This window comes from Pseudomonas sp. PONIH3, from assembly GCF_002934345.1.
Classification (GTDB): domain Bacteria; phylum Pseudomonadota; class Gammaproteobacteria; order Pseudomonadales; family Pseudomonadaceae; genus Aquipseudomonas; species Aquipseudomonas soli.
On the sequence record NZ_CP026386.1, the window covers coordinates 1,536,736 to 1,555,463 of the forward strand.

At 64.2% G+C, this 18,728-nt stretch carries 20 protein-coding genes; 18 read left to right on the top strand and 2 right to left on the bottom strand.

Annotated features, from left to right (window positions below; translation table 11 throughout):
- The first annotated feature begins 286 nt into the window (after window positions 1–286).
- Window positions 287–814 (top strand): RNA polymerase factor sigma-70, encoded by a 528-nt coding sequence (locus C3F42_RS06925; protein WP_023632290.1) that lies wholly within the window; start codon window positions 287–289, stop codon window positions 812–814.
- Window positions 815–912: 98 nt separating this feature from the next.
- Here C3F42_RS06925 and C3F42_RS06930 read toward each other — a convergent pair whose 3' ends face one another.
- Window positions 913–1,713: an ABC transporter substrate-binding protein gene (locus C3F42_RS06930; protein WP_094010585.1), complete on the bottom strand. Its 801-nt coding sequence runs from the start codon at window positions 1,711–1,713 to the stop codon at window positions 913–915.
- 184 nt (window positions 1,714–1,897) lie between these two features.
- On the opposite strand from C3F42_RS06930, the gene C3F42_RS06935 reads away from it, so the two are divergent.
- Both C3F42_RS06935 and C3F42_RS06940 read left to right on the top strand, forming a co-directional pair.
- Window positions 1,898–2,449 (top strand): exonuclease domain-containing protein, encoded by a 552-nt coding sequence (locus C3F42_RS06935; protein ID WP_094010586.1) that lies wholly within the window; start codon window positions 1,898–1,900, stop codon window positions 2,447–2,449.
- Window positions 2,450–2,520: 71 nt separating this feature from the next.
- Complete coding sequence (locus C3F42_RS06940; RefSeq protein WP_038705716.1) at window positions 2,521–2,805, top strand: pyrimidine/purine nucleoside phosphorylase; 285 nt, start codon at window positions 2,521–2,523, stop codon at window positions 2,803–2,805.
- A 143-nt stretch (window positions 2,806–2,948) separates the two neighbouring features.
- Here the strand turns inward: C3F42_RS06940 and C3F42_RS06945 are convergent, their stop codons facing one another.
- Entirely contained in the window at window positions 2,949–3,641 is a 693-nt protein-coding gene (locus C3F42_RS06945; RefSeq protein ID WP_094010754.1) for an alpha/beta family hydrolase, read from the bottom strand.
- Between the two features lie 49 nt (window positions 3,642–3,690).
- Here C3F42_RS06945 and ccoN (C3F42_RS06950) point away from each other — a divergent pair, with 49 nt between their 5' ends.
- From ccoN (C3F42_RS06950) to fnrA, 15 genes are all read left to right on the top strand, one after another.
- Window positions 3,691–5,115, top strand: coding sequence for a cytochrome-c oxidase, cbb3-type subunit I (gene ccoN / locus C3F42_RS06950; protein WP_038705715.1), 1,425 nt, complete (start codon window positions 3,691–3,693; stop codon window positions 5,113–5,115).
- Window positions 5,116–5,128: 13 nt separating this feature from the next.
- Window positions 5,129–5,737, top strand: coding sequence for a cytochrome-c oxidase, cbb3-type subunit II (gene ccoO, locus C3F42_RS06955; protein WP_038705714.1), 609 nt, complete (start codon window positions 5,129–5,131; stop codon window positions 5,735–5,737).
- A gap of 5 nt (window positions 5,738–5,742) precedes the next feature.
- Entirely contained in the window at window positions 5,743–5,937 is a 195-nt protein-coding gene (locus C3F42_RS06960; protein ID WP_023632287.1) for a cbb3-type cytochrome c oxidase subunit 3, read from the top strand.
- Window positions 5,934–6,875 (top strand): cytochrome-c oxidase, cbb3-type subunit III, encoded by a 942-nt coding sequence (gene ccoP, locus C3F42_RS06965; RefSeq protein ID WP_038705713.1) that lies wholly within the window; start codon window positions 5,934–5,936, stop codon window positions 6,873–6,875. Before C3F42_RS06960 ends, ccoP (C3F42_RS06965) begins: the two co-directional genes overlap by 4 nt.
- A gap of 434 nt (window positions 6,876–7,309) precedes the next feature.
- The gene (gene ccoN, locus C3F42_RS06975) at window positions 7,310–8,752 is read left to right on the top strand and encodes a cytochrome-c oxidase, cbb3-type subunit I (protein ID WP_023631368.1); all 1,443 of its coding nucleotides are present in this window, start codon (window positions 7,310–7,312) and stop codon (window positions 8,750–8,752) included.
- Window positions 8,752–9,360 carry a cytochrome-c oxidase, cbb3-type subunit II gene (ccoO, locus tag C3F42_RS06980; protein ID WP_023631369.1) on the top strand — a complete coding sequence of 203 codons (609 nt, stop codon included), beginning with the start codon at window positions 8,752–8,754 and terminating at the stop codon, window positions 9,358–9,360. Before ccoN (C3F42_RS06975) ends, ccoO (C3F42_RS06980) begins: the two co-directional genes overlap by 1 nt.
- A 5-nt stretch (window positions 9,361–9,365) precedes the next feature.
- Window positions 9,366–9,557, top strand: a complete 192-nt coding sequence (locus tag C3F42_RS06985; protein WP_031315534.1) for a CcoQ/FixQ family Cbb3-type cytochrome c oxidase assembly chaperone — start codon at window positions 9,366–9,368, stop codon at window positions 9,555–9,557.
- A complete protein-coding gene (gene ccoP / locus C3F42_RS06990) occupies window positions 9,554–10,537 on the top strand; it encodes a cytochrome-c oxidase, cbb3-type subunit III (protein WP_038705712.1) in 984 nt (327 codons plus the stop codon). Before C3F42_RS06985 ends, ccoP (C3F42_RS06990) begins: the two co-directional genes overlap by 4 nt.
- A gap of 306 nt (window positions 10,538–10,843) precedes the next feature.
- Window positions 10,844–12,259 carry a cytochrome c oxidase accessory protein CcoG gene (gene ccoG / locus C3F42_RS06995; RefSeq protein WP_023631365.1) on the top strand — a complete coding sequence of 472 codons (1,416 nt, stop codon included), beginning with the start codon at window positions 10,844–10,846 and terminating at the stop codon, window positions 12,257–12,259.
- Window positions 12,260–12,274: 15 nt separating this feature from the next.
- A complete protein-coding gene (locus C3F42_RS07000; protein WP_094010587.1) occupies window positions 12,275–12,802 on the top strand; it encodes a FixH family protein in 528 nt (175 codons plus the stop codon).
- 106 nt (window positions 12,803–12,908) lie between these two features.
- Window positions 12,909–15,380, top strand: coding sequence for a heavy metal translocating P-type ATPase (locus tag C3F42_RS07005; RefSeq protein ID WP_094010588.1), 2,472 nt, complete (start codon window positions 12,909–12,911; stop codon window positions 15,378–15,380).
- Complete coding sequence (ccoS, locus tag C3F42_RS07010) at window positions 15,362–15,574, top strand: cbb3-type cytochrome oxidase assembly protein CcoS (RefSeq protein WP_023633108.1); 213 nt, start codon at window positions 15,362–15,364, stop codon at window positions 15,572–15,574. Before C3F42_RS07005 ends, ccoS begins: the two co-directional genes overlap by 19 nt.
- Entirely contained in the window at window positions 15,567–16,250 is a 684-nt protein-coding gene (locus C3F42_RS07015) for a sulfite exporter TauE/SafE family protein (protein WP_094010589.1), read from the top strand. Before ccoS ends, C3F42_RS07015 begins: the two co-directional genes overlap by 8 nt.
- A gap of 130 nt (window positions 16,251–16,380) precedes the next feature.
- Complete coding sequence (hemN, locus tag C3F42_RS07020) at window positions 16,381–17,763, top strand: oxygen-independent coproporphyrinogen III oxidase (RefSeq protein WP_038705709.1); 1,383 nt, start codon at window positions 16,381–16,383, stop codon at window positions 17,761–17,763.
- A 187-nt stretch (window positions 17,764–17,950) separates the two neighbouring features.
- Window positions 17,951–18,685 carry a Crp/Fnr family transcriptional regulator FnrA gene (gene fnrA / locus C3F42_RS07025; RefSeq protein ID WP_104444220.1) on the top strand — a complete coding sequence of 245 codons (735 nt, stop codon included), beginning with the start codon at window positions 17,951–17,953 and terminating at the stop codon, window positions 18,683–18,685.
- Window positions 18,686–18,728 lie beyond the last annotated feature (43 nt).

Sequence of the window (18,728 nt, forward strand, 5' to 3'; positions counted from 1 at the left end):
GCGCCTGACTGGTCCGCGCGACTGGCGGGCAGTGTTGGGCAGCCGAGATGTACACAGGGGAACGGATGGGCGGGAAAAGAAATTAGGCCCATCGGAAGGCCGCAAAGGGCGAACGCAGAGGCAAAAGTTGAAGCGTTTCACACAGCGAAGCTTAGAACTGAAATGTATGAAAACTCATTAACTTTCGTATTTGACAATCATTATCATTACGAATAGCTTGTCGCACGTCGTAGGAAGCCTCCTTAAGAGGTGCGCTCCCTCTCCTCTCTGAGACAAGGTGATTTCCATGGCGGAACAACTATCCACAGGTAAGTGCGATTCACCGTTACTCCAGGCATTCGTCGACAACCGCAGCATCCTGGTCAAGATCGCAGCCCGCATTACCGGCTGCCGCTCGCGCGCCGAGGATGTGGTGCAGGATGCCTTCTTCAGGCTCAGCGCCGCCCCGCAGATCACCTCATCGTTCAAGGCCCAGCTCAGCTACCTGTTCCAGATCGTGCGCAACCTCGCTATCGATCACTACCGCAAACAGGCCATGGAACTGAGGTACTCCGGCAGCGAAGAGGAAGGGATGAACGTGGTCATCCAGAACGCTTCACCTGAAGCCACCCACATCAACCTCGCCACCCTGGAACACATCGCCGACGCCCTCGAGGAATTGCCCAAGCGCACCCGCTACGCCTTCGAGATGTACCGCCTGCATGGCGTGCCGCAGAAAGATATCGCCAAGGAGCTGGGCGTCTCGCCGACACTGGTCAACTTCATGATCCGCGATGCGCTGATCCATTGCCGCAAGAGCAGCCGCCTGGGGTGAGGCCGTTGGAGTTGGGTAAACCCGCTCTTGCAGGGCCGCGTTTACCTCAGCGACCGTGCCACCACTCCTTACTGAATACGCGAGGGTCTTGCCAGAATTTAGTCGTGGGGCGCTTCGACGGTGATCTGGTACGGTCGGAAGATGCGCAGCAGTTCGCCATTTTCCCGCAACTGGCGCAGCAGGCTGGCGAACGCCTCGGGGCTGATGGACGCCCCAGGACGCAGCAGCGCGTAGTGGTGGTAGACCTGGTCGACCCGCTGCGATGCCAGCAACTGGCTGGAACTGTCCGGGTTGCGCTTGAGGAAATCGCTGAGATAGGAACGGGTGACCAGAGCGATGTCCGCACGCCCACGCTCGACCATGTTCAGGTTGCTGTCGTGGGAATAGGTCAGGGTCGCCCTGTAGCGCTTCTTCAACCACGCCGGGTCCGGATTGAAATCGGCGAAGGCGTAGTGGTAGCCATTGAACAACGCCAGGCGCTTGCCTTCGAGGTCGTCGAAGTAGTGCTGGTCACGCCCGGCCTGCTGGCGGCTGACGAAGATCTCGGCATCCTCCAGCCCCATGTCCACGGTATTGTGGGCAATTTCCTGCCAGCCCCACTGCGGGTTCTCGAAAATCGCCATGTCGGTGCGGCCTTGCTGGAAATCGCCAAAGCGCCGGGGGATCGAGGTGGGCACCAGGACGAAACGGTGCCGGGACTGCAAACGGTTCAACGCCTCGACCAATTGCGGCAGCAAACCGGTGTCGGCGCCCTGCTCGGGGCGCACGGTATAGGGTGGGAAGTGCGCCGCCCCGATCTTCACTTCCAGCACCTCGTCGGCCCGCGCCGCACTGCCCAGCGATACCGCGGCCAACAATAACAGGGAGGACGATACCTTGACGCTGGACAGTGGAATCAAGTCGGGACACTCATCACGGGTGGGGGCCTTAATGCGCCTAAGCTAGGCGTTTTCCCACACGGGCACAACCGCCGAATATGCCAAAGTGCCAGGGGATGCCGTGGCCCTCGACTTTGGCTACGCTCTACGGGCCGGCAGGCTCTAAAGAGTCCGTCGGCCTTCATGCATTGAAAGGGAGCCTGGCATGGGCCACTGGTTGGTGATCGACCTGGAAGCCACCACCGACGACGGTGGCTGGCCGGTCACGGAAATGGAAATCATTGAAATCGGCGCGAGCCTGGTCACCCGCGAAGGGCGCGAGGTCGATCACTTCCAGCGTTTCGTACGCCCCAGGCGGCGCCCGCAGTTGACGCCATTCTGCTGCCAACTGACCCACATCGCCCAGGCCGACGTCGATGGCGCAGAAAAATTCGACCTGGTCTGGCGCCAGTTCGAACAATGGCTGCAACCGCACCAGGCGCAGTTGCACGCATGGGTCAGCTGGGGCGACTACGACCGCAAGCAGTTGCTGCAGGAGTGGCAACTGCATCATGTGCGCAGCGTGCTGGAGCAGCTGCCGCATATCAACCTCAAGCAACGTTTCGCCAAGGCCCGCCATCTGCAGCGCCCGGCTGGCCTGAACAGTGCCCTGCAACTGGCCGGCCTGCAGTTTTCCGGGCAGCAGCACCGAGCCTTGGAAGACGCGCGCAACACCGCCCGCCTGCTGCCCTCGAGCCTGCCGCCGGGCACCGCCTGAAACAGATGACGCTGGGGCGGGCCTTGGGCATACTGGCCAGCCTTTTTTCATCCCTTTTCAGGAGTCGCCCGATGTTCAAGGTCAATGAGTACTTCGATGGCACCGTCAAGTCGATCGCCTTCGAAGGCAAGGAAGGTCCGGCCACCGTAGGCGTGATGGCCCCAGGCGAGTACGAGTTCGGCACCGCCAAGCGCGAGATCATGCATGTGGTTTCCGGCGCCCTGAGCGTGAAGCTGCCGGGTAGCGACAACTGGGAAACCTTCAACGCTGGCGACAAGTTCAACGTGGCCGCCGACAGCAAGTTCCAACTGAAGGTAGCCGTGGACACTGCCTACCTGTGCGAGTACCGCGACTAAGCACCAACCTGTAACGCCCTCATCGCCGGCAAGCCGGCTCCCACAGGGACGGCGCTTGGCTTTAGGGCAGCGTGGCCGGGGTGGGAGCCGGCTTGTCGTGGCGACGAACCGCAGCGATGGGCTGCAAAGCAGCCCCAAGCGGTCTAGACCTTGAGAAACGCCGCCACCCGCTCCGCCGCCGCCTGCATATGCTGCTCGTGGCTGAACCCCGAGGCCTTCAGCGGCTTCAGATCATGGTCCGCCGCCGCCAGCCAGCTCACCTCGATCGCCGGCGATAGCGCATACCCCTCGACCGCCTCGCGATTGCCCAGGGCATCCCGCTCGCCCTGCACGATCAGCGTGCGTGTGCGCAGGCCCGCAAGATGCTCCACGCGGGGTTTCTCCGGCTTGCCAACGGCATAGAACGGATACCCCAGACACACCAGCGCATCGGCGCCCAGTTCATCAGCCAACAGGCTGGCCATGCGCCCCCCCATGGACTTGCCACCTATGGCCAACGGCCCTGCGACTAAACGCCGCACCTGTTCGTATACAGTCCGCCAGGACTCCAGCAACACCTTCTGCGGATTGGGCGGCCGCTTGCCGCCATTCATCCGCCGTTCGGCCATGTAGGGAAACTCGAAGCGCACCACCCCTACCCCTTGCCCCGCCAGCCTTTGCGCCATGTCCTCCATGAACCCGCTGTCCATCGGCGCACCGGCGCCGTGGGCCAGGATCAGGCAGCCGCAAACGCCGCGATCCGCCGGAATTTGCGGAGGATCGCAGCGCAAGCCTGGGACATTTCCGATCTTCGCCCATTGATCCCCGTCAATACCGGCACTTTGCCCATTAATCATGCTTGCCTCGCTGTCTAGCCTGCCTATAACCGTGGATGGGAACCCATACATGAACACAACCAGCAGTACCGCCTACAACTACCAGGTGGTCCGCCAATTCGCCATCATGACGGTGGTGTGGGGCATCGTCGGGATGGGGCTCGGCGTCTTCATTGCCGCCCAGCTCGCCTGGCCCGCCTTCAACCTTGACCTGCCGTGGACCAGCTTCGGCCGCCTGCGACCCTTGCACACCAACGCGGTGATCTTCGCCTTCGGCGGCTGTGCCCTGTTCGCCACCTCGTATTATTCGGTGCAACGCACCTGCCAGACCACCCTGTTCGCGCCACGCCTGGCCGCGTTCACCTTCTGGGGCTGGCAACTGGTGATCCTGCTGGCGGCCATCAGCCTGCCGCTCGGCTACACCAGCACCAAGGAATACGCCGAACTGGAGTGGCCGATCGACATCCTGATCACCATCGTCTGGGTCGCCTATGCCGTGGTGTTCTTCGGTACGCTGATGAAGCGCAACACCAAGCACATCTATGTCGGTAACTGGTTCTTCGGCGCCTTCATCCTGACCGTGGCGATCCTGCATATCGTCAACAACCTGGAAGTGCCGGTCAGCCTGACCAAGTCCTATTCGCTGTACGCCGGCGCCACCGATGCCATGGTGCAGTGGTGGTACGGCCACAACGCCGTGGGCTTCTTCCTGACCGCCGGCTTCCTGGGGATGATGTACTACTACGTGCCCAAGCAGGCTGAACGCCCGGTGTATTCGTATCGCCTGTCGATCGTGCACTTCTGGGCGCTGATCACCCTGTACATCTGGGCCGGCCCGCACCACCTGCACTACACCGCCCTGCCCGACTGGGCGCAGTCGCTGGGCATGATCATGTCGCTGATCCTCCTGGCCCCGAGCTGGGGCGGCATGATCAACGGCATGATGACCCTCTCGGGCGCCTGGCATAAGCTGCGCAGCGACCCGATCCTGCGCTTCCTGGTCGTCTCCCTGGCGTTCTACGGCATGTCCACCTTCGAAGGCCCGATGATGGCCATCAAGACGGTCAACGCCCTGTCCCACTACACCGACTGGACCATCGGCCACGTTCATGCCGGCGCGCTCGGCTGGGTAGCGATGATCTCCATCGGCGCGCTGTACCACACCATTCCAAAAGTGTTCGGCAAGGAGCGCATGTACAGCCTCGGGCTGATCAACGCGCACTTCTGGCTGGCAACCATCGGCACCGTGCTCTACATCGCCTCGATGTGGGTCAACGGCATCGCCCAGGGCCTGATGTGGCGCGCGGTCAACAGCGACGGCACGCTGACCTATTCGTTCGTCGAAACCCTGGTGGCCAGCCACCCAGGCTTCGTCGTGCGCTTCGTCGGCGGCGTGATCTTCCTCAGCGGCATGTTCCTGATGGCCTGGAACACCTGGCGCACCGTGCGTGCCCCGGCTGACGAGCAAGCCACCGCCAATGCCCAGCTGGCTTGAGGAGTAGAGCCTGATGAAACACGAAGTCGTTGAGAAAAACATAGGCCTGATGGCCCTGCTGATGGTGTTCGCCGTCAGCATCGGCGGCCTGACCCAGATCGTCCCGCTGTTCTTCCAGGACGTCACCAACAAGCCGGTCGAAGGCATGAAGCCCTACACCGCCCTGCAGCTCGAAGGCCGCGACATCTACATCCGCGAAGGCTGCGTTGGCTGCCACTCGCAGATGGTGCGGCCATTCCGCGCCGAAACCGAGCGCTACGGGCACTACTCGGTGGCCGGCGAGAGCGTCTGGGACCACCCGTTCCTGTGGGGCTCCAAGCGTACCGGCCCGGACCTGGCCCGGGTCGGCGGCCGCTACTCGGACGACTGGCACCGCGCGCACCTGTACAACCCGCGCAACGTGGTGCCTGAGTCGAAGATGCCGTCCTACCCGTGGCTGGTGTCCTCGCAGGTCGACAACAGCCACACCGACGTCAAGATGCGCGTGCTGCGCAGCCTGGGCGTGCCGTACACCGACGACGACATCGCCGGGGCCAAGGACGCGGTCAAGGGCAAGACCGAGATGGACGCGCTGGTCGCCTACCTGCAGGTGCTCGGCACCGCGATCAAGAACAAGAGGTGAGTGCGATGGAAATGGACATCGGCATGATCCGCGGCCTGGGCACCCTGGTGGTGATGATCGCCTTCATCGGCCTGTCGCTCTGGGTGTTCAACCGCCGCCGCGACCGTGATTTCGCCGAAGCGCGCCTGCTGCCCTTCGTCGACGACCGCCTGCCCCCCGCCGGGCAGGAACCTGCTGCAATGAGGAGTACCCGGCAATGACCACCTTCTGGAGTACGTACATCAGCGTACTGACCATCGGCAGCCTGATCGGCCTGACCTGGCTGCTGCTCGGCACCCGCAAGGGCCAGAGCAGCGACACCACCGACCAGACCATGGGCCACAGCTTCGATGGCATCGAGGAGTACGACAACCCGCTGCCGAAATGGTGGTTCTGGCTGTTCGTCGGCACCCTGGTGTTCTCGGTCGGTTACCTGATCCTCTACCCGGGCCTTGGCAACTGGAAAGGCATCCTGCCCGGCTACGAGAACGGCTGGACCCAGGTGGATGAATGGCAGAAAGAAATGGACAAGGCTGACGCCAAGTTCGGCCCGATCTTCGCCAAATACGCCGCCATGCCCGTGGAGGAAGTGGCCAAGGATCCGCAGGCGCTGAAGATGGGCAGCCGGCTGTTCGCCTCCAACTGCTCGGTGTGCCACGGCTCCGACGCCAAGGGCTCGTACGGCTTCCCCAACCTGACCGACAAGGACTGGCGCTGGGGCGGCGAGCCGGAGACCATCAAGGCCTCGATCATGAACGGCCGCCACGGCGTGATGCCGGGCTGGGCCACGGTGATCGGCGAGCAGGGCGTGGCGGATGTCGCTGCGTTCGTGCTGACCAACCTCGATGGCCGCAGCCTGCCGGAAGGCGTCAAGGCCGACCCGGCCAAGGGCCAGGAGATCTTCGCCAGCAACTGCGTGGCCTGCCACGGCCCCACCGGCAAGGGTACCCCAGCCATGGGCGCACCCGACCTGACCCACCCGCAGGCGTTCATCTACGGCTCGAGCTTCGCCCAGCTGCAGCAGACCATCCGTTACGGCCGCCAGGGCCAGATGCCGGCGCAGCAGGATATCCAGGGCAATGACAAGGTCCACCTGCTGGCGGCCTATGTCTACAGCCTGTCGCAGGATGAAGTGCCGGAAACCGTAACCGCCAAGTAAACAAGCGCAACACCCCTGTGGGAGCCAGACCGCTCCCACAGGCCCGCTCCACCCTCCCCGCCTTGCACCCCCTCCGAACACAACTAAGCTTGTTGCCACAGTGGCTCCGCTCGCAGCGACCGGAACAGACGTGGTGCACAGCCTGACATCACGCACCGATCCTGGACGCTCGAGCCTGCGGCTTTGGGATGTGCCTTGCGTGCCCGTCCCAGAAACAAAAGCTTGACCGATCGATCAGAAAAACCTGGAAAACGGTACACATTACAAATATTTATTTGTGTACAATCGTTCAACCCCCAACGCCACGGGACGGTGGCGAAAAGGGTCCGGACACGGGTCGGCGTACATGACTTGCGTTGCCATAACCCTGGTGGTTATCAATACTGGCGCCGATTTACCAACCAACAAGAACACCCAAACCGTGGAACCTTAGAATGAGCACTGCAATCAGTCCGACTGCTTATAACTATAAGGTCGTCCGCCAGTTCGCCATCATGACGGTGGTCTGGGGGATCCTTGGCATGGGGCTCGGCGTCTTCATCGCCTCGCAACTGGTATGGCCCCAGCTCAACCTGGACCTGCCATGGACGAGCTTCGGCCGCCTGCGCCCGCTGCACACCAACCTGGTGATCTTCGCCTTCGGTGGCTGTGCCCTGTTCGGCACCAGCTACTACGTGGTGCAGCGCACCTGCCAGACCCGCCTGATCTCCGACAGCATGGCCGCCTTCACCTTCTGGGGCTGGCAGGCGGTGATCGTCGGCGCGCTGATCACCCTGCCGATGGGCTTCACCACCACCAAGGAGTACGCCGAGCTCGAATGGCCGCTGGCGATCCTGCTGGCCATCGTCTGGGTCACCTACGCCCTGGTGTTCTTCGGCACCATCGTCAAGCGCAAGACCAAGCACATCTACGTCGGCAACTGGTTCTACGGCGCCTTCATCGTGGTCACCGCGATGCTGCACATCGTCAACCACATCTCGCTGCCGGTGAGCCTGTTCAAGTCCTACTCGGCCTACGCCGGGGCCACCGACGCGATGATCCAGTGGTGGTACGGCCACAACGCCGTGGGCTTCTTCCTCACCACCGGCTTCCTGGGGATGATGTACTACTTCGTGCCCAAGCAGGCCGAACGCCCGATCTACTCCTATCGCCTGTCGATCGTGCACTTCTGGGCGCTGATCACCCTGTACATCTGGGCCGGCCCCCACCACCTGCACTACACCGCGCTGCCGGACTGGGCGCAGTCGCTGGGCATGGTGATGTCGATCATCCTCCTGGCGCCGAGCTGGGGTGGCATGATCAACGGCATGATGACCCTGTCCGGCGCCTGGCATAAGCTGCGCACCGACCCGATCCTGCGCTTCCTCGTGGTGTCGCTGGCCTTCTATGGCATGTCCACCTTCGAAGGCCCGATGATGGCCATCAAGACGGTCAACTCGCTGTCGCACTACACCGACTGGACCATCGGCCACGTCCACGCCGGCGCCCTTGGCTGGGTGGCGATGATCTCGATCGGCGCGGTCTACCACATGATCCCGAAACTCTACGGCCGCCAGCAGATGCATAGCATCGGGCTGATCAACGCACACTTCTGGCTGGCAACCATCGGCACCGTGCTGTACATCGCCTCGATGTGGGTCAACGGCATCACCCAGGGCCTGATGTGGCGCGCCATCAACGACGACGGCACCCTCACCTACTCCTTCGTCGAAGCCCTGCAGGCCAGCCACCCGGGCTTCATCGTTCGCGCCCTGGGCGGTGCGTTCTTCGCCTCCGGCATGCTGCTGATGGCCTACAACGTGTACCGCACCGTACGCGCCGCCAACCCGGTGGAGGCTGAGGAAGCCACCAAGATCGTCGTTGTGGGAGCCCACTGATGAAGCATGAAGCAGTCGAGAAGAACATTGGCCTGATGGCCTTCTTCATGGTCATCGCCGTCAGCGTCGGCGGCCTGACCCAGATCGTCCCGCTGTTCTTCCAGGACGTCACCAACAAGCCGGTCGAGGGCATGAAGCCACGCACCGCGCTGGAGCTCGAAGGCCGCGACATCTACATCCGCGAAGGCTGCGTCGGTTGCCACTCGCAGATGATCCGCCCGTTCCGCGCCGAGACCGAGCGCTACGGCCACTACTCGGTGGCCGGCGAAAGCGTGTGGGACCACCCGTTCCTGTGGGGCTCCAAGCGCACCGGCCCGGACCTGGCCCGCGTCGGCGGGCGCTACTCGGACGACTGGCACCGCGCGCACCTGTACAACCCGCGCAACGTGGTGCCTGAGTCGAAAATGCCGTCGTACCCGTGGCTGGTCGAGCACAAGCTCGACGGCAAGGACACCGCCAAGAAGATGGAAGTGCTGCGCACCCTGGGTACCCCCTACACCGATGAAGACATCGCCGGCGCCGCCGACGCGGTCAAGGGCAAGACCGAGATGGACGCGCTCGTCGCGTACCTGCAAGGCCTTGGCACCCTCATCAAGAGCAAACGGTGACCGTGATGGATATCGGGATGATTCGCGGCCTGGGCACCGTCGTGGTGCTGGTGGCCTTCGTGGGCCTGGCGCTGTGGGTGTTCAGCCCACGGCGCAAGCGGGAATTCGACGAGGCAACGCAATTGCCGTTCGCGGACGACCCCGAAGCCACCCGTCACGTCGAGCAAGCACAAGCTTCTAGGAGCAAAAAACAATGACAACCTTCTGGAGTCTGTACGTCACCGTCCTGACCCTGGGCACCATCTTCGCCTTGACCTGGCTGCTGCTGTCGACCCGCCGGGGCCAGCGCGAAGAGATTACCGACGAAGTCGTCGGCCACGCATTCGACGGCATCGAGGAGTACGACAACCCCCTGCCGAAGTGGTGGTTCTGGCTGTTTGTCGGCACCGTCGTCTTCGCCCTCGGCTACCTGGTGCTCTACCCGGGCCTGGGCAACTGGAAAGGCATCCTGCCGGGCTACGCATACGTCGACAACGAAAAGAAGACCGAGTTTTCCAACGGCCAGGCCGGCTGGACCGGCGTGCACGAATGGGAAAAGGAAATGGCCAAGGCCGACGCCCGCTTCGGGCCGATCTTCGCCAAGTTCGCGGCCATGCCGCTGGAGGAAGTGGCCAAGGATCCGCAAGCCCTGAAGATGGGCGCGCGCCTGTTTGCCTCCAACTGCTCGGTATGCCACGGCTCCGATGCCCGCGGCGCCTACGGCTTCCCCAACCTGACCGACAACGACTGGCGCTGGGGCGGTGAACCAGAGACCATCAAGACCACCATCATGAACGGTCGCCATGGCGTGATGCCAGGCTGGGCCACGGTGATCGGCGAACAGGGGGTGGCCGATGTGGCGGCCTTCGTGCTGACCAACCTTGACGGCCGCAAGCTGCCCGAGGACGCCAAGGCCGACCCGGCCAAAGGCAAGGAAATCTTCGCCACCAACTGCGTGGCCTGCCACGGCCCCGAAGGCAAGGGCACCCCGGCGATGGGCGCGCCCAACCTGACCCACCCGCAGGCGTTCATCTACGGTTCGAGCTTCGCCCAGTTGCAACAGACCATCCGCTATGGTCGCCAGGGCCAGATGCCGGCCCAGGCGCAGATGCAGGGCAACGACAAGGTGCACCTGCTGGCGGCGTACGTGTACAGCCTGTCGCATCAGGAGCAACAGCAGGCAGCAAAGGCCGAGTAACCCATGGGAGCGGCGGTGCACCGCTGCGACTTGCCCCGCGATGGTCGCGAAGCTGGCGACGCCATCGCGGGGCAAGCCCGCTCCCACGCCCACTTACAGGGCAAAAAGCTCAGACGACTGACCTGAATCAATTGACACCCGCCATAACACGATTCACACCACGAACCCAACGCGACTAAGTGTCGCAGTGCGCCCCGCATGCGCCATCACAGGCGTATCATGGGCCGCAGAGCGCTAGCAGAACGCGCGAGACTGCGGCCGGCACGCACTGGCCGCGGCATTTCTCCACTGCCGTGGGACTTGATGATGAGCAAGCAAATTCCGGTACATGATGTCACCCCGCCTGCCAGCAAAGGGAAGGATTCCGTCGACCTCTACGCCTCGCGCGAAAAAATCTACACCCGCGCCTTCACCGGACTCTTTCGCAGGTTGCGGATGGTCGGCGGCGCTGCTCTGTTCCTGCTGTATTTCGGCACCGTCTGGCTGAACTGGGGCGGTCACCAGGCCGTGTGGTGGAACCTGCCCGAGCGCAAGTTCTACATCTTCGGCGCCACCATATGGCCACAGGACTTCATCCTGCTCTCGGGCATCCTCATCGTCGCCGCCTTCGGCCTGTTCTTCATCACCGTGTACGCCGGTCGGGTCTGGTGCGGCTACACCTGCCCGCAGAGCGTGTGGACCTGGGTGTTCATGTGGTGCGAGAAAGTCACCGAGGGCGACCGCAACCAGCGCATGAAGCTCGACAAGGCGCCCATGAGCGCCAACAAGTTCCTGCGCAAGCTGGCCAAGCACAGCCTGTGGCTGTTGATCGGCTTCGTCACCGGCATGACCTTCGTCGGCTATTTCTCGCCGATCCGCGAGCTGGCCATCGAGTTCTTTACCGGCCAGGCCGATGGCTGGGCCTACTTCTGGGTCGGTTTCTTCACCCTGGCCACCTATGGCAACGCCGGTTGGCTGCGCGAGCAGGTGTGCATCTACATGTGCCCGTACGCGCGTTTCCAGAGCGTGATGTTCGACAAGGACACCCTGATCGTTTCCTATGACCCGCGCCGCGGCGAGACCCGCGGCCCGCGCAAGAAGGACATCGACTACAAGGCCAAGGGTTTGGGCGACTGCATCGACTGCACCATGTGCGTACAGGTCTGCCCCACCGGCATCGACATCCGTGACGGCCTGCAGATCGAGTGCATCGGCTGCGCCGCCTGCATCGACGCCTGCGACAGCATCATGGACAAGATGAACTACCCCAAGGGCCTTATCAGCTACACCACCGAGCACAACCTGTCCGGGCAGAAGACCCACATGCTGCGCCCGCGCCTGATCGGCTATGCCTTGGTGCTGCTGGTGATGATAGGCGCCCTGGTGACCGCCTTCGCCACCCGTTCGCTGGTGGGCTTCGACGTGGCCAAGGACCGCGTGCTCTATCGCGAGAACGCGCAAGGACGGATCGAGAACGTCTACAGCCTCAAGGTGATGAACAAGGATCAGCGCGACCACATTTACGTGCTCGACGCCGCCGGCCTGCCCGACCTCAAACTCGAGGGCCAGCGTGAGATCCGTGTGGCCGCCGGCGATATCGTCAACCTGCCAGTGCAATTGTCGGTCGCACCGGAACAGCTGCCCTCGACCACCAACGAAATCACCTTCATCCTCAAGGACGCCGACGACGGCGCCAGCCAGGTTGAAGCCAAGAGCCGCTTCATCGGCCCACAGATCCGCTGAGAGAGAACCTAGACAATGCCTGCCGCCACCGCCGCCAGCCCCTGGTACAAGCACCTCTGGCCCTGGATCATCATCGGCATCCTGGCCACCTCGGTATGCCTGAGCCTGACCATGGTCAGCATCGCCGTGCGCAACCCGGACAACCTGGTCAACGACAACTACTATGAGGCCGGCAAAGGCATCAACCGCTCGCTGGACCGTGAACTGCTGGCCCAGACCCTCAACCTCAAGGCCAGCGTGCACCTGGACGAGCTGACCGGCGAAGTCGAAGTGCGCCTGACCGGCAACAGCGACCCGCAGGTGCTGGAGCTGAACCTGATCTCGCCGACCCAGCCGGCCAAGGACCGCAAGGTGCAGCTGGCACGCACCGAGCCAGGCCGCTATGTCGGCCAGCTGGACGACAAGGTCGACGGCCGGCGCTTCGTCGAACTGCTCGGCAGCCAGGACGACCATGTGTGGCGGTTGTTCGAGGAGGAGAAGGTCGAGCATGGGGTAACCTTGCAACTGGGCGATGAAGCCATTCAAGGGGCCGAGCACCAGTAACAACGACACACCACACCTCGTGGGGGCGGGCCTGAAAACCAGCATTCCAGGCCCATCGCGGGGCAAGCCCGCTCCCACGAACCCGCTGTAGCACGAAGAGATGTCGATGAGCCAACCCACCCCCTGCTACCACTGCGCCCTGCCCGTTCCCGCCGGCAGCCGCTTCACCGCTGTGGTGCTAGGTGAGGCCAGGGCATTCTGCTGCCCAGGCTGCCAGGCAGTGGCAGAGTCCATCGTCGCCGGGGGCCTGGAGCACTACTACCAGCACCGCAGCGACACCAGCGCCAACCCCGAGGCCCTGCCCCGTCAACTCCAGGACGAGCTGGCCCTGTACGACCGCAGCGACGTGCAGCAAACCTTCGTGCGCCATGACGGCCAAATGGCCGAGGCCACCCTGCTGGTCGAGGGCATCAGTTGCGCTGCCTGCGGCTGGTTGATCGAAAAGCACCTGCGCACCCTGCCCGGCGTCGCCGATGCCCGCCTGAACCTGTCCAACCATCGCCTGCTGGTCAACTGGGACGACCAGCAACTGCCACTGTCGCAGTTGCTGGCTGGGCTGCGCCGCATCGGCTACGCCGCCCACCCCTACCAGCCCGACCAGGCTGCCGAACAGCTGGCCCGGGAAAATCGCAGCGCCCTGCGTCGCCTGGGCGTGGCCGGGCTGCTGTGGTTCCAGGCGATGATGGCGACCATGGCCACCTGGCCGGAATTCAACATCGACCTGTCGCCCGAGCTGCACACCATCCTGCGCTGGGTCGCGCTGTTCCTCACCACACCCATCGTGTTCTACAGCTGCGCACCTTTTTTCAAGGGCGCGGCCCGCGACCTGCGCACCCGTCACCTGACCATGGACCTGTCGGTGTCGCTGGCCATCGCCCTGGCCTACTGCGCCGGGATCTGGACCGCCATCACCGGCCACGGCGAGCTGTATTTCGACACCGTGGGCATGTTCGCACTGTTCCTGCTCACCGGCCGCTACCTGGAGCGCCGTGCCCGCGAACGCACCGCCGCGGCCACCGCGCAGCTGGTCAACCTGCTGCCGGCGTCGTGCCTGCGCCTGGACGCCAACGGCCAGGGCGAGCGCATCCTGCTCGGCGAACTGCAGTGCGGCGACCGCGTGCAGGTGCTACCTGGGGCCGTCATCCCGGCCGACGGGCTCATCGTCGACGGCCGCTCCAGCGTCGACGAATCACTGCTGACCGGTGAGTACCTGCCCCTGCCGCGCCGCGTCGGCGACCGGGTGACCGGTGGCACCCTCAACGTCGAAAGCACGCTGACGGTCGAGGTCCAGGCCCTGGGCCAGGATTCGCGCCTGTCGGCCATCGTCCGCCTGCTGGAGCGCGCCCAATCGGAAAAACCGCGCCTGGCGGAAATCGCCGACCGCGCCTCGCAATGGTTCCTGCTGTTCACCCTGGTCGCCGCCGCGGTGATCGGTGTCGTCTGGTGGCAGCTCGATGCGCCCCGGGCGTTCTGGATCGTCCTGGCCATGCTGGTCGCCACCTGCCCCTGCGCCCTGTCGCTGGCCACCCCTACCGCCCTCACCGCCGCCACCGGCAGCCTGCACAAGCTCGGCCTGCTGGTGACCCGCGGGCATGTGCTCGAAGGCCTCAACCAGATCGACACGGTGATCTTCGACAAGACCGGCACCCTCACCGAAGGCCGGCTGGCCCTGCGCAGCATCCGCCCGCTGGGCCGACTGGACGCTGACCAATGCCTGGCGCTGGCGGCGGCGTTGGAGAACCGCTCCGAACACCCCATCGCCCGTGCCTTCGGTCGCGCAGCGCAAGCGGCTGAAACCGTCACCGCCGTGCCTGGGCTGGGCCTGGAAGGCATGCTGGCAAGCCAGCGCCTGCGTATCGGCCAGGCGACCTTCGTCTGCGCACTCAGCGGCGCCGAGGTACCCACCGTGCCGGAGCCACACGGGCAATGGCTGCTGCTCGGGGACCGGCAAGGGCCACTGGCCTGGTTCGGCCTGGATGACCACCTGCGCGACGACGCCCAGGACCTGGTGACGGCCTGCAAGGCACGCGGCTGGAGCACGCTGCTGCTGTCCGGCGACAGTTCGCCGATGGTCGCGCAGGTGGCCGCGCAACTGGGCATCGACCAGGCCGTCGGCGGCCTGCGTCCGGATGACAAGCTCGCCCGCCTGAAAACGCTGCAAGGCGAAGGGCGCAAGGTGCTGATGCTTGGCGACGGCGTCAACGATGTACCGGTGCTGGCCGCCGCCGACATCAGCATCGCCATGGGCAGCGCCACGGACCTGGCCAAGACCAGCGCCGACGCGGTGCTGCTGTCCAACCGCCTGCAGGCGCTGGTGCAGGCCTTCGACCTGGCCCGCCGGACCCGCCGCAACATTATCGAGAATCTGCTTTGGGCGACGCTGTACAATGGCCTCATGCTGCCGTTCGCCGCGCTCGGCTGGATCACCCCGGTGTGGGCGGCAATCGGCATGTCGGTCAGTTCGCTGATCGTGGTGCTCAACGCCTTGCGCCTGACCCGGCTGCCCTTCGCAGCAGCCCCCATCGTGCGTGAGCCGGTGTCGCTCGAAAGGAAACCGCTATGCCCGCCCTCTACGTGATGATCCCCGCCGCCCTGCTGCTGGTCGGCATCGCTGTGTACATCTTCTTCTGGGCAGTGGACAGCGGCCAGTACGACGACCTGGAAGGCCCGGCCCACAGCATCCTGTTCGATGACCAGGACCCCTGCCACCAGGCGGCCGTGAAGCCTGAGGGCGAAAAGCCCAAAGACCAGGACACGATCCCGCGTGCCTGAACTGATCCCCCTGCTGGGCTCGGCGCTGGTCCTGGGCCTGCTCGGTGGCGGCCATTGCCTGGGCATGTGCGGCGGCCTGATGGGCGCGCTGACCCTGGCCATCCCCCCCGAGCAGCGCAGCCGGCGCCTGCGCCTGCTGCTGGCCTACAACCTCGGGCGTATCCTCAGCTATGCCGCCGCCGGCTTGCTGCTGGGCCTGGCTGGCGTGGCCTTGGCCAGCAGCCCGCTGGCGACCGGTTTGCGGGTCGCGGCCGCGTTGCTGCTGATCGCCATGGGCCTGTACCTGGCCGGCTGGTGGAGCGGCCTGACCCGTATCGAGGCACTCGGGCGCGGGCTTTGGCGGCACGTGCAGCCGCTGGCCACCCGTTTGCTGCCAGTGTCCAGCCTGCCCCGAGCCTTGCTGCTCGGCGCCCTGTGGGGCTGGTTGCCGTGCGGCCTGGTGTACAGCACCCTGCTGTGGGCGGCGAGCCAGGGCGACGCACTACACAGCGCTGCGCTGATGCTGGCGTTCGGCCTGGGCACCTGGCCGGTGCTGCTGGCCACGGGGCTCGCCGCAGAGCGCTTCGGCGCTCTGTTGCGCAAACGCGGGGTACGCATGGCCGGTGGCATGCTGGTTATCCTGTTTGGTTTGTGGACGCTGCCTGGCCCGCATCAGCACTGGTTGATGGGACACTGATCGCGGGGCAAGCCCGCTCCCACGCCAGGCTTGTAACAGGGTCGCCAACTCACCTTGATACAAATCAACACGACTTCTTACATCCGCCCCTAGACTCCGGACACTGCAGCTCTATCCGGGGATTACCCACATGCTCGACGACCTACGCTGGGACGCCGACCTGATTCGTCGCTACGATCTGGCCGGGCCACGCTACACCTCCTATCCAACCGCCGTGCAACTGCACGGCGAAGTGGGCTCGTTCGACCTGCTCCACGCCTTGCGCGAGAGCCGCCGCGCCACACGCCCCCTGTCGCTGTACGTGCACGTGCCGTTCTGCGCCAACATCTGCTACTACTGCGCCTGCAACAAGGTCATCACCAAGGACCGTGGCCGCGCCGCGCCCTACCTGCAACGCCTGGAGCAGGAAATCCAGCTGATCGCCTGCCACCTCGACCCTAAACAAGTTGTTGAGCAACTGCACTTCGGTGGCGGTACGCCGACCTTCCTGAGTCATGTGGAACTGCGCCAGCTGATGGCCACCCTGCGCCAGCACTTCCACCTGCTGGACGATGATTCCGGCGACTACGGTATCGAAATCGACCCACGCGAGGCCGATTGGTCGACCATGGGCCTGCTGCGCGAGCTGGGCTTCAACCGCGTCAGCCTCGGCGTGCAGGATCTGGACCCCGCCGTGCAGCGCGCGGTCAACCGCCTGCAAAGCCTGGAGCAGACCCGCACCCTGATCGAAGCGGCGCGCACCCTGCAGTTCCGCTCGATCAACCTGGACCTGATCTACGGCCTGCCCAAGCAGACACCGGAAGGTTTCGCCCGCACCGTCGAAGAAGTGATCCGCCTGCAGCCCGACCGTTTGTCGGTGTTCAACTACGCGCACCTGCCCGAACGCTTCATGCCCCAGAGACGCATCGACAGCAGCGACCTGCCAGCTCCGGCGGCCAAACTGGAAATGTTGCACGCCACCATCGACCAACTGACCGCCGCTGGCTACCGCTACATCGGCATGGACCATTTCGCCCTGCCCGACGACGAGCTGGCCATCGCCCAGGAAGAAGGCACACTGCAACGCAACTTCCAGGGCTACACCACCCACGGCCACTGCGACCTGATCGGCCTGGGCGTGTCGGCGATCAGCCAGATCGGCGACCTCTACTGCCAGAACAGCAGCGACCTCAACACCTACCAGGACACCCTCTCCACCGCGCAACTGGCGACCCAGCGCGGCCTGATGTGCAACCAGGACGATCGCCTGCGCCGGGCGGTAATCCAGCAATTGATCTGCCACTTCGAACTGGATTTCGAAGCGATCGAACAGGCCTTCACCATCGATTTTCGCGGCTACTTCAAGGAGCAGTGGCCGCAACTGCAGGCCATGCAACGCGACGGCCTGATCAGCCTGGACGCCAAGGGCATCCGCATCCTGCCGGCCGGCCGCCTGCTGGCGCGCTCGGTGTGCATGGTATTCGACGCTTACCTCGCGCAGCAGAATCGCCAGCGTTTCTCGCGGGTGATCTGAGGCGATTGAGGCGTTTCACCGCATGGACAGACCGCCTTTCGAGGCACACTATGGACAGTTGAACGGTGTCGGGACACACCTTCCACACCGCTGCTAGCGTGCACCAAAAATGCGCACACTGGCCTACAGCCCATGCCGCGGGTTATCCTTACGGCTTATGTGTGCTTTCCCACAAGGATCGAAAGAAATGTCCGAGCCAGTAAAACTGCGCCCACACAACCAGGCCCACTGCAAGGATTGCAGCCTGGCCCCCCTGTGCCTGCCCCTGTCCCTGAACCTGGAAGACATGGACGCACTGGATGAAATCGTCAAACGCGGCCGCCCACTGAAGAAAGGCGAGTTCCTGTTCCGCCAGGGTGACAATTTCGGCTCGGTCTACGCAGTACGTTCCGGTGCCCTCAAGACCTTCAGCCTCAGCGACAGCGGCGAGGAGCAGATCACTGGCTTCCACCTGCCCAGCGAGCTGGTCGGCCTGTCCGGCATGGACACCGAGGCCTACCCGGTGTCGGCCCAGGCCCAGGAAACCACCTCGGTGTGCGAGATCCCCTTCGAGCGCCTGGATGAACTCTCGGTACAGCTGCCGCAGCTGCGCCGCCATCTGATGCGGGTGATGAGCCGCGAGATCCGCGACGACCAGCAGATGATGCTGCTGTTGTCGAAGAAGACCGCCGACGAGCGCATCGCCACCTTCCTGGTCAACCTGTCGGCGCGCTTCCGCGCCCGTGGTTACTCGGCCAACCAGTTCCGCCTGAGCATGTCGCGCAACGAGATCGGCAACTACCTGGGCCTGGCGGTGGAAACCGTGTCGCGGGTGTTCACCCGCTTCCAGCAGAACGGCCTGCTCAAGGCCGAGGGCAAGGAAGTGCACATTCTCGATCCGATCCAGCTGTGCGCGCTGGCCGGTGGTGCACTCGAGGTCTGACCGCCGCGCTAAAAGGGTATACTGACGCGGAGTTTTTCCAGGA

Bases quoted from the DNA above. Each gene is read 5' to 3' on its own strand.
- C3F42_RS06925 (WP_023632290.1), top strand. From the start codon at position 287: ATGGCGGAACAACTATCCACAGGTAAGTGCGATTCACCGTTACTCCAG.
- C3F42_RS06935 (WP_094010586.1), top strand. From the start codon at position 1,898: ATGGGCCACTGGTTGGTGATCGACCTGGAAGCCACCACCGACGACGGT.
- C3F42_RS06940 (WP_038705716.1), top strand. From the start codon at position 2,521: ATGTTCAAGGTCAATGAGTACTTCGATGGCACCGTCAAGTCGATCGCC.
- C3F42_RS06945 (WP_094010754.1), bottom strand. From the start codon at position 3,641: ATGATTAATGGGCAAAGTGCCGGTATTGACGGGGATCAATGGGCGAAG.
- ccoN (WP_038705715.1), top strand. From the start codon at position 3,691: ATGAACACAACCAGCAGTACCGCCTACAACTACCAGGTGGTCCGCCAA.
- ccoO (WP_038705714.1), top strand. From the start codon at position 5,129: ATGAAACACGAAGTCGTTGAGAAAAACATAGGCCTGATGGCCCTGCTG.
- C3F42_RS06960 (WP_023632287.1), top strand. From the start codon at position 5,743: ATGGAAATGGACATCGGCATGATCCGCGGCCTGGGCACCCTGGTGGTG.
- ccoP (WP_038705713.1), top strand. From the start codon at position 5,934: ATGACCACCTTCTGGAGTACGTACATCAGCGTACTGACCATCGGCAGC.
- ccoN (WP_023631368.1), top strand. From the start codon at position 7,310: ATGAGCACTGCAATCAGTCCGACTGCTTATAACTATAAGGTCGTCCGC.
- ccoO (WP_023631369.1), top strand. From the start codon at position 8,752: ATGAAGCATGAAGCAGTCGAGAAGAACATTGGCCTGATGGCCTTCTTC.
- C3F42_RS06985 (WP_031315534.1), top strand. From the start codon at position 9,366: ATGGATATCGGGATGATTCGCGGCCTGGGCACCGTCGTGGTGCTGGTG.
- ccoP (WP_038705712.1), top strand. From the start codon at position 9,554: ATGACAACCTTCTGGAGTCTGTACGTCACCGTCCTGACCCTGGGCACC.
- ccoG (WP_023631365.1), top strand. From the start codon at position 10,844: ATGAGCAAGCAAATTCCGGTACATGATGTCACCCCGCCTGCCAGCAAA.
- C3F42_RS07000 (WP_094010587.1), top strand. From the start codon at position 12,275: ATGCCTGCCGCCACCGCCGCCAGCCCCTGGTACAAGCACCTCTGGCCC.
- C3F42_RS07005 (WP_094010588.1), top strand. From the start codon at position 12,909: ATGAGCCAACCCACCCCCTGCTACCACTGCGCCCTGCCCGTTCCCGCC.
- ccoS (WP_023633108.1), top strand. From the start codon at position 15,362: ATGCCCGCCCTCTACGTGATGATCCCCGCCGCCCTGCTGCTGGTCGGC.
- hemN (WP_038705709.1), top strand. From the start codon at position 16,381: ATGCTCGACGACCTACGCTGGGACGCCGACCTGATTCGTCGCTACGAT.
- fnrA (WP_104444220.1), top strand. From the start codon at position 17,951: ATGTCCGAGCCAGTAAAACTGCGCCCACACAACCAGGCCCACTGCAAG.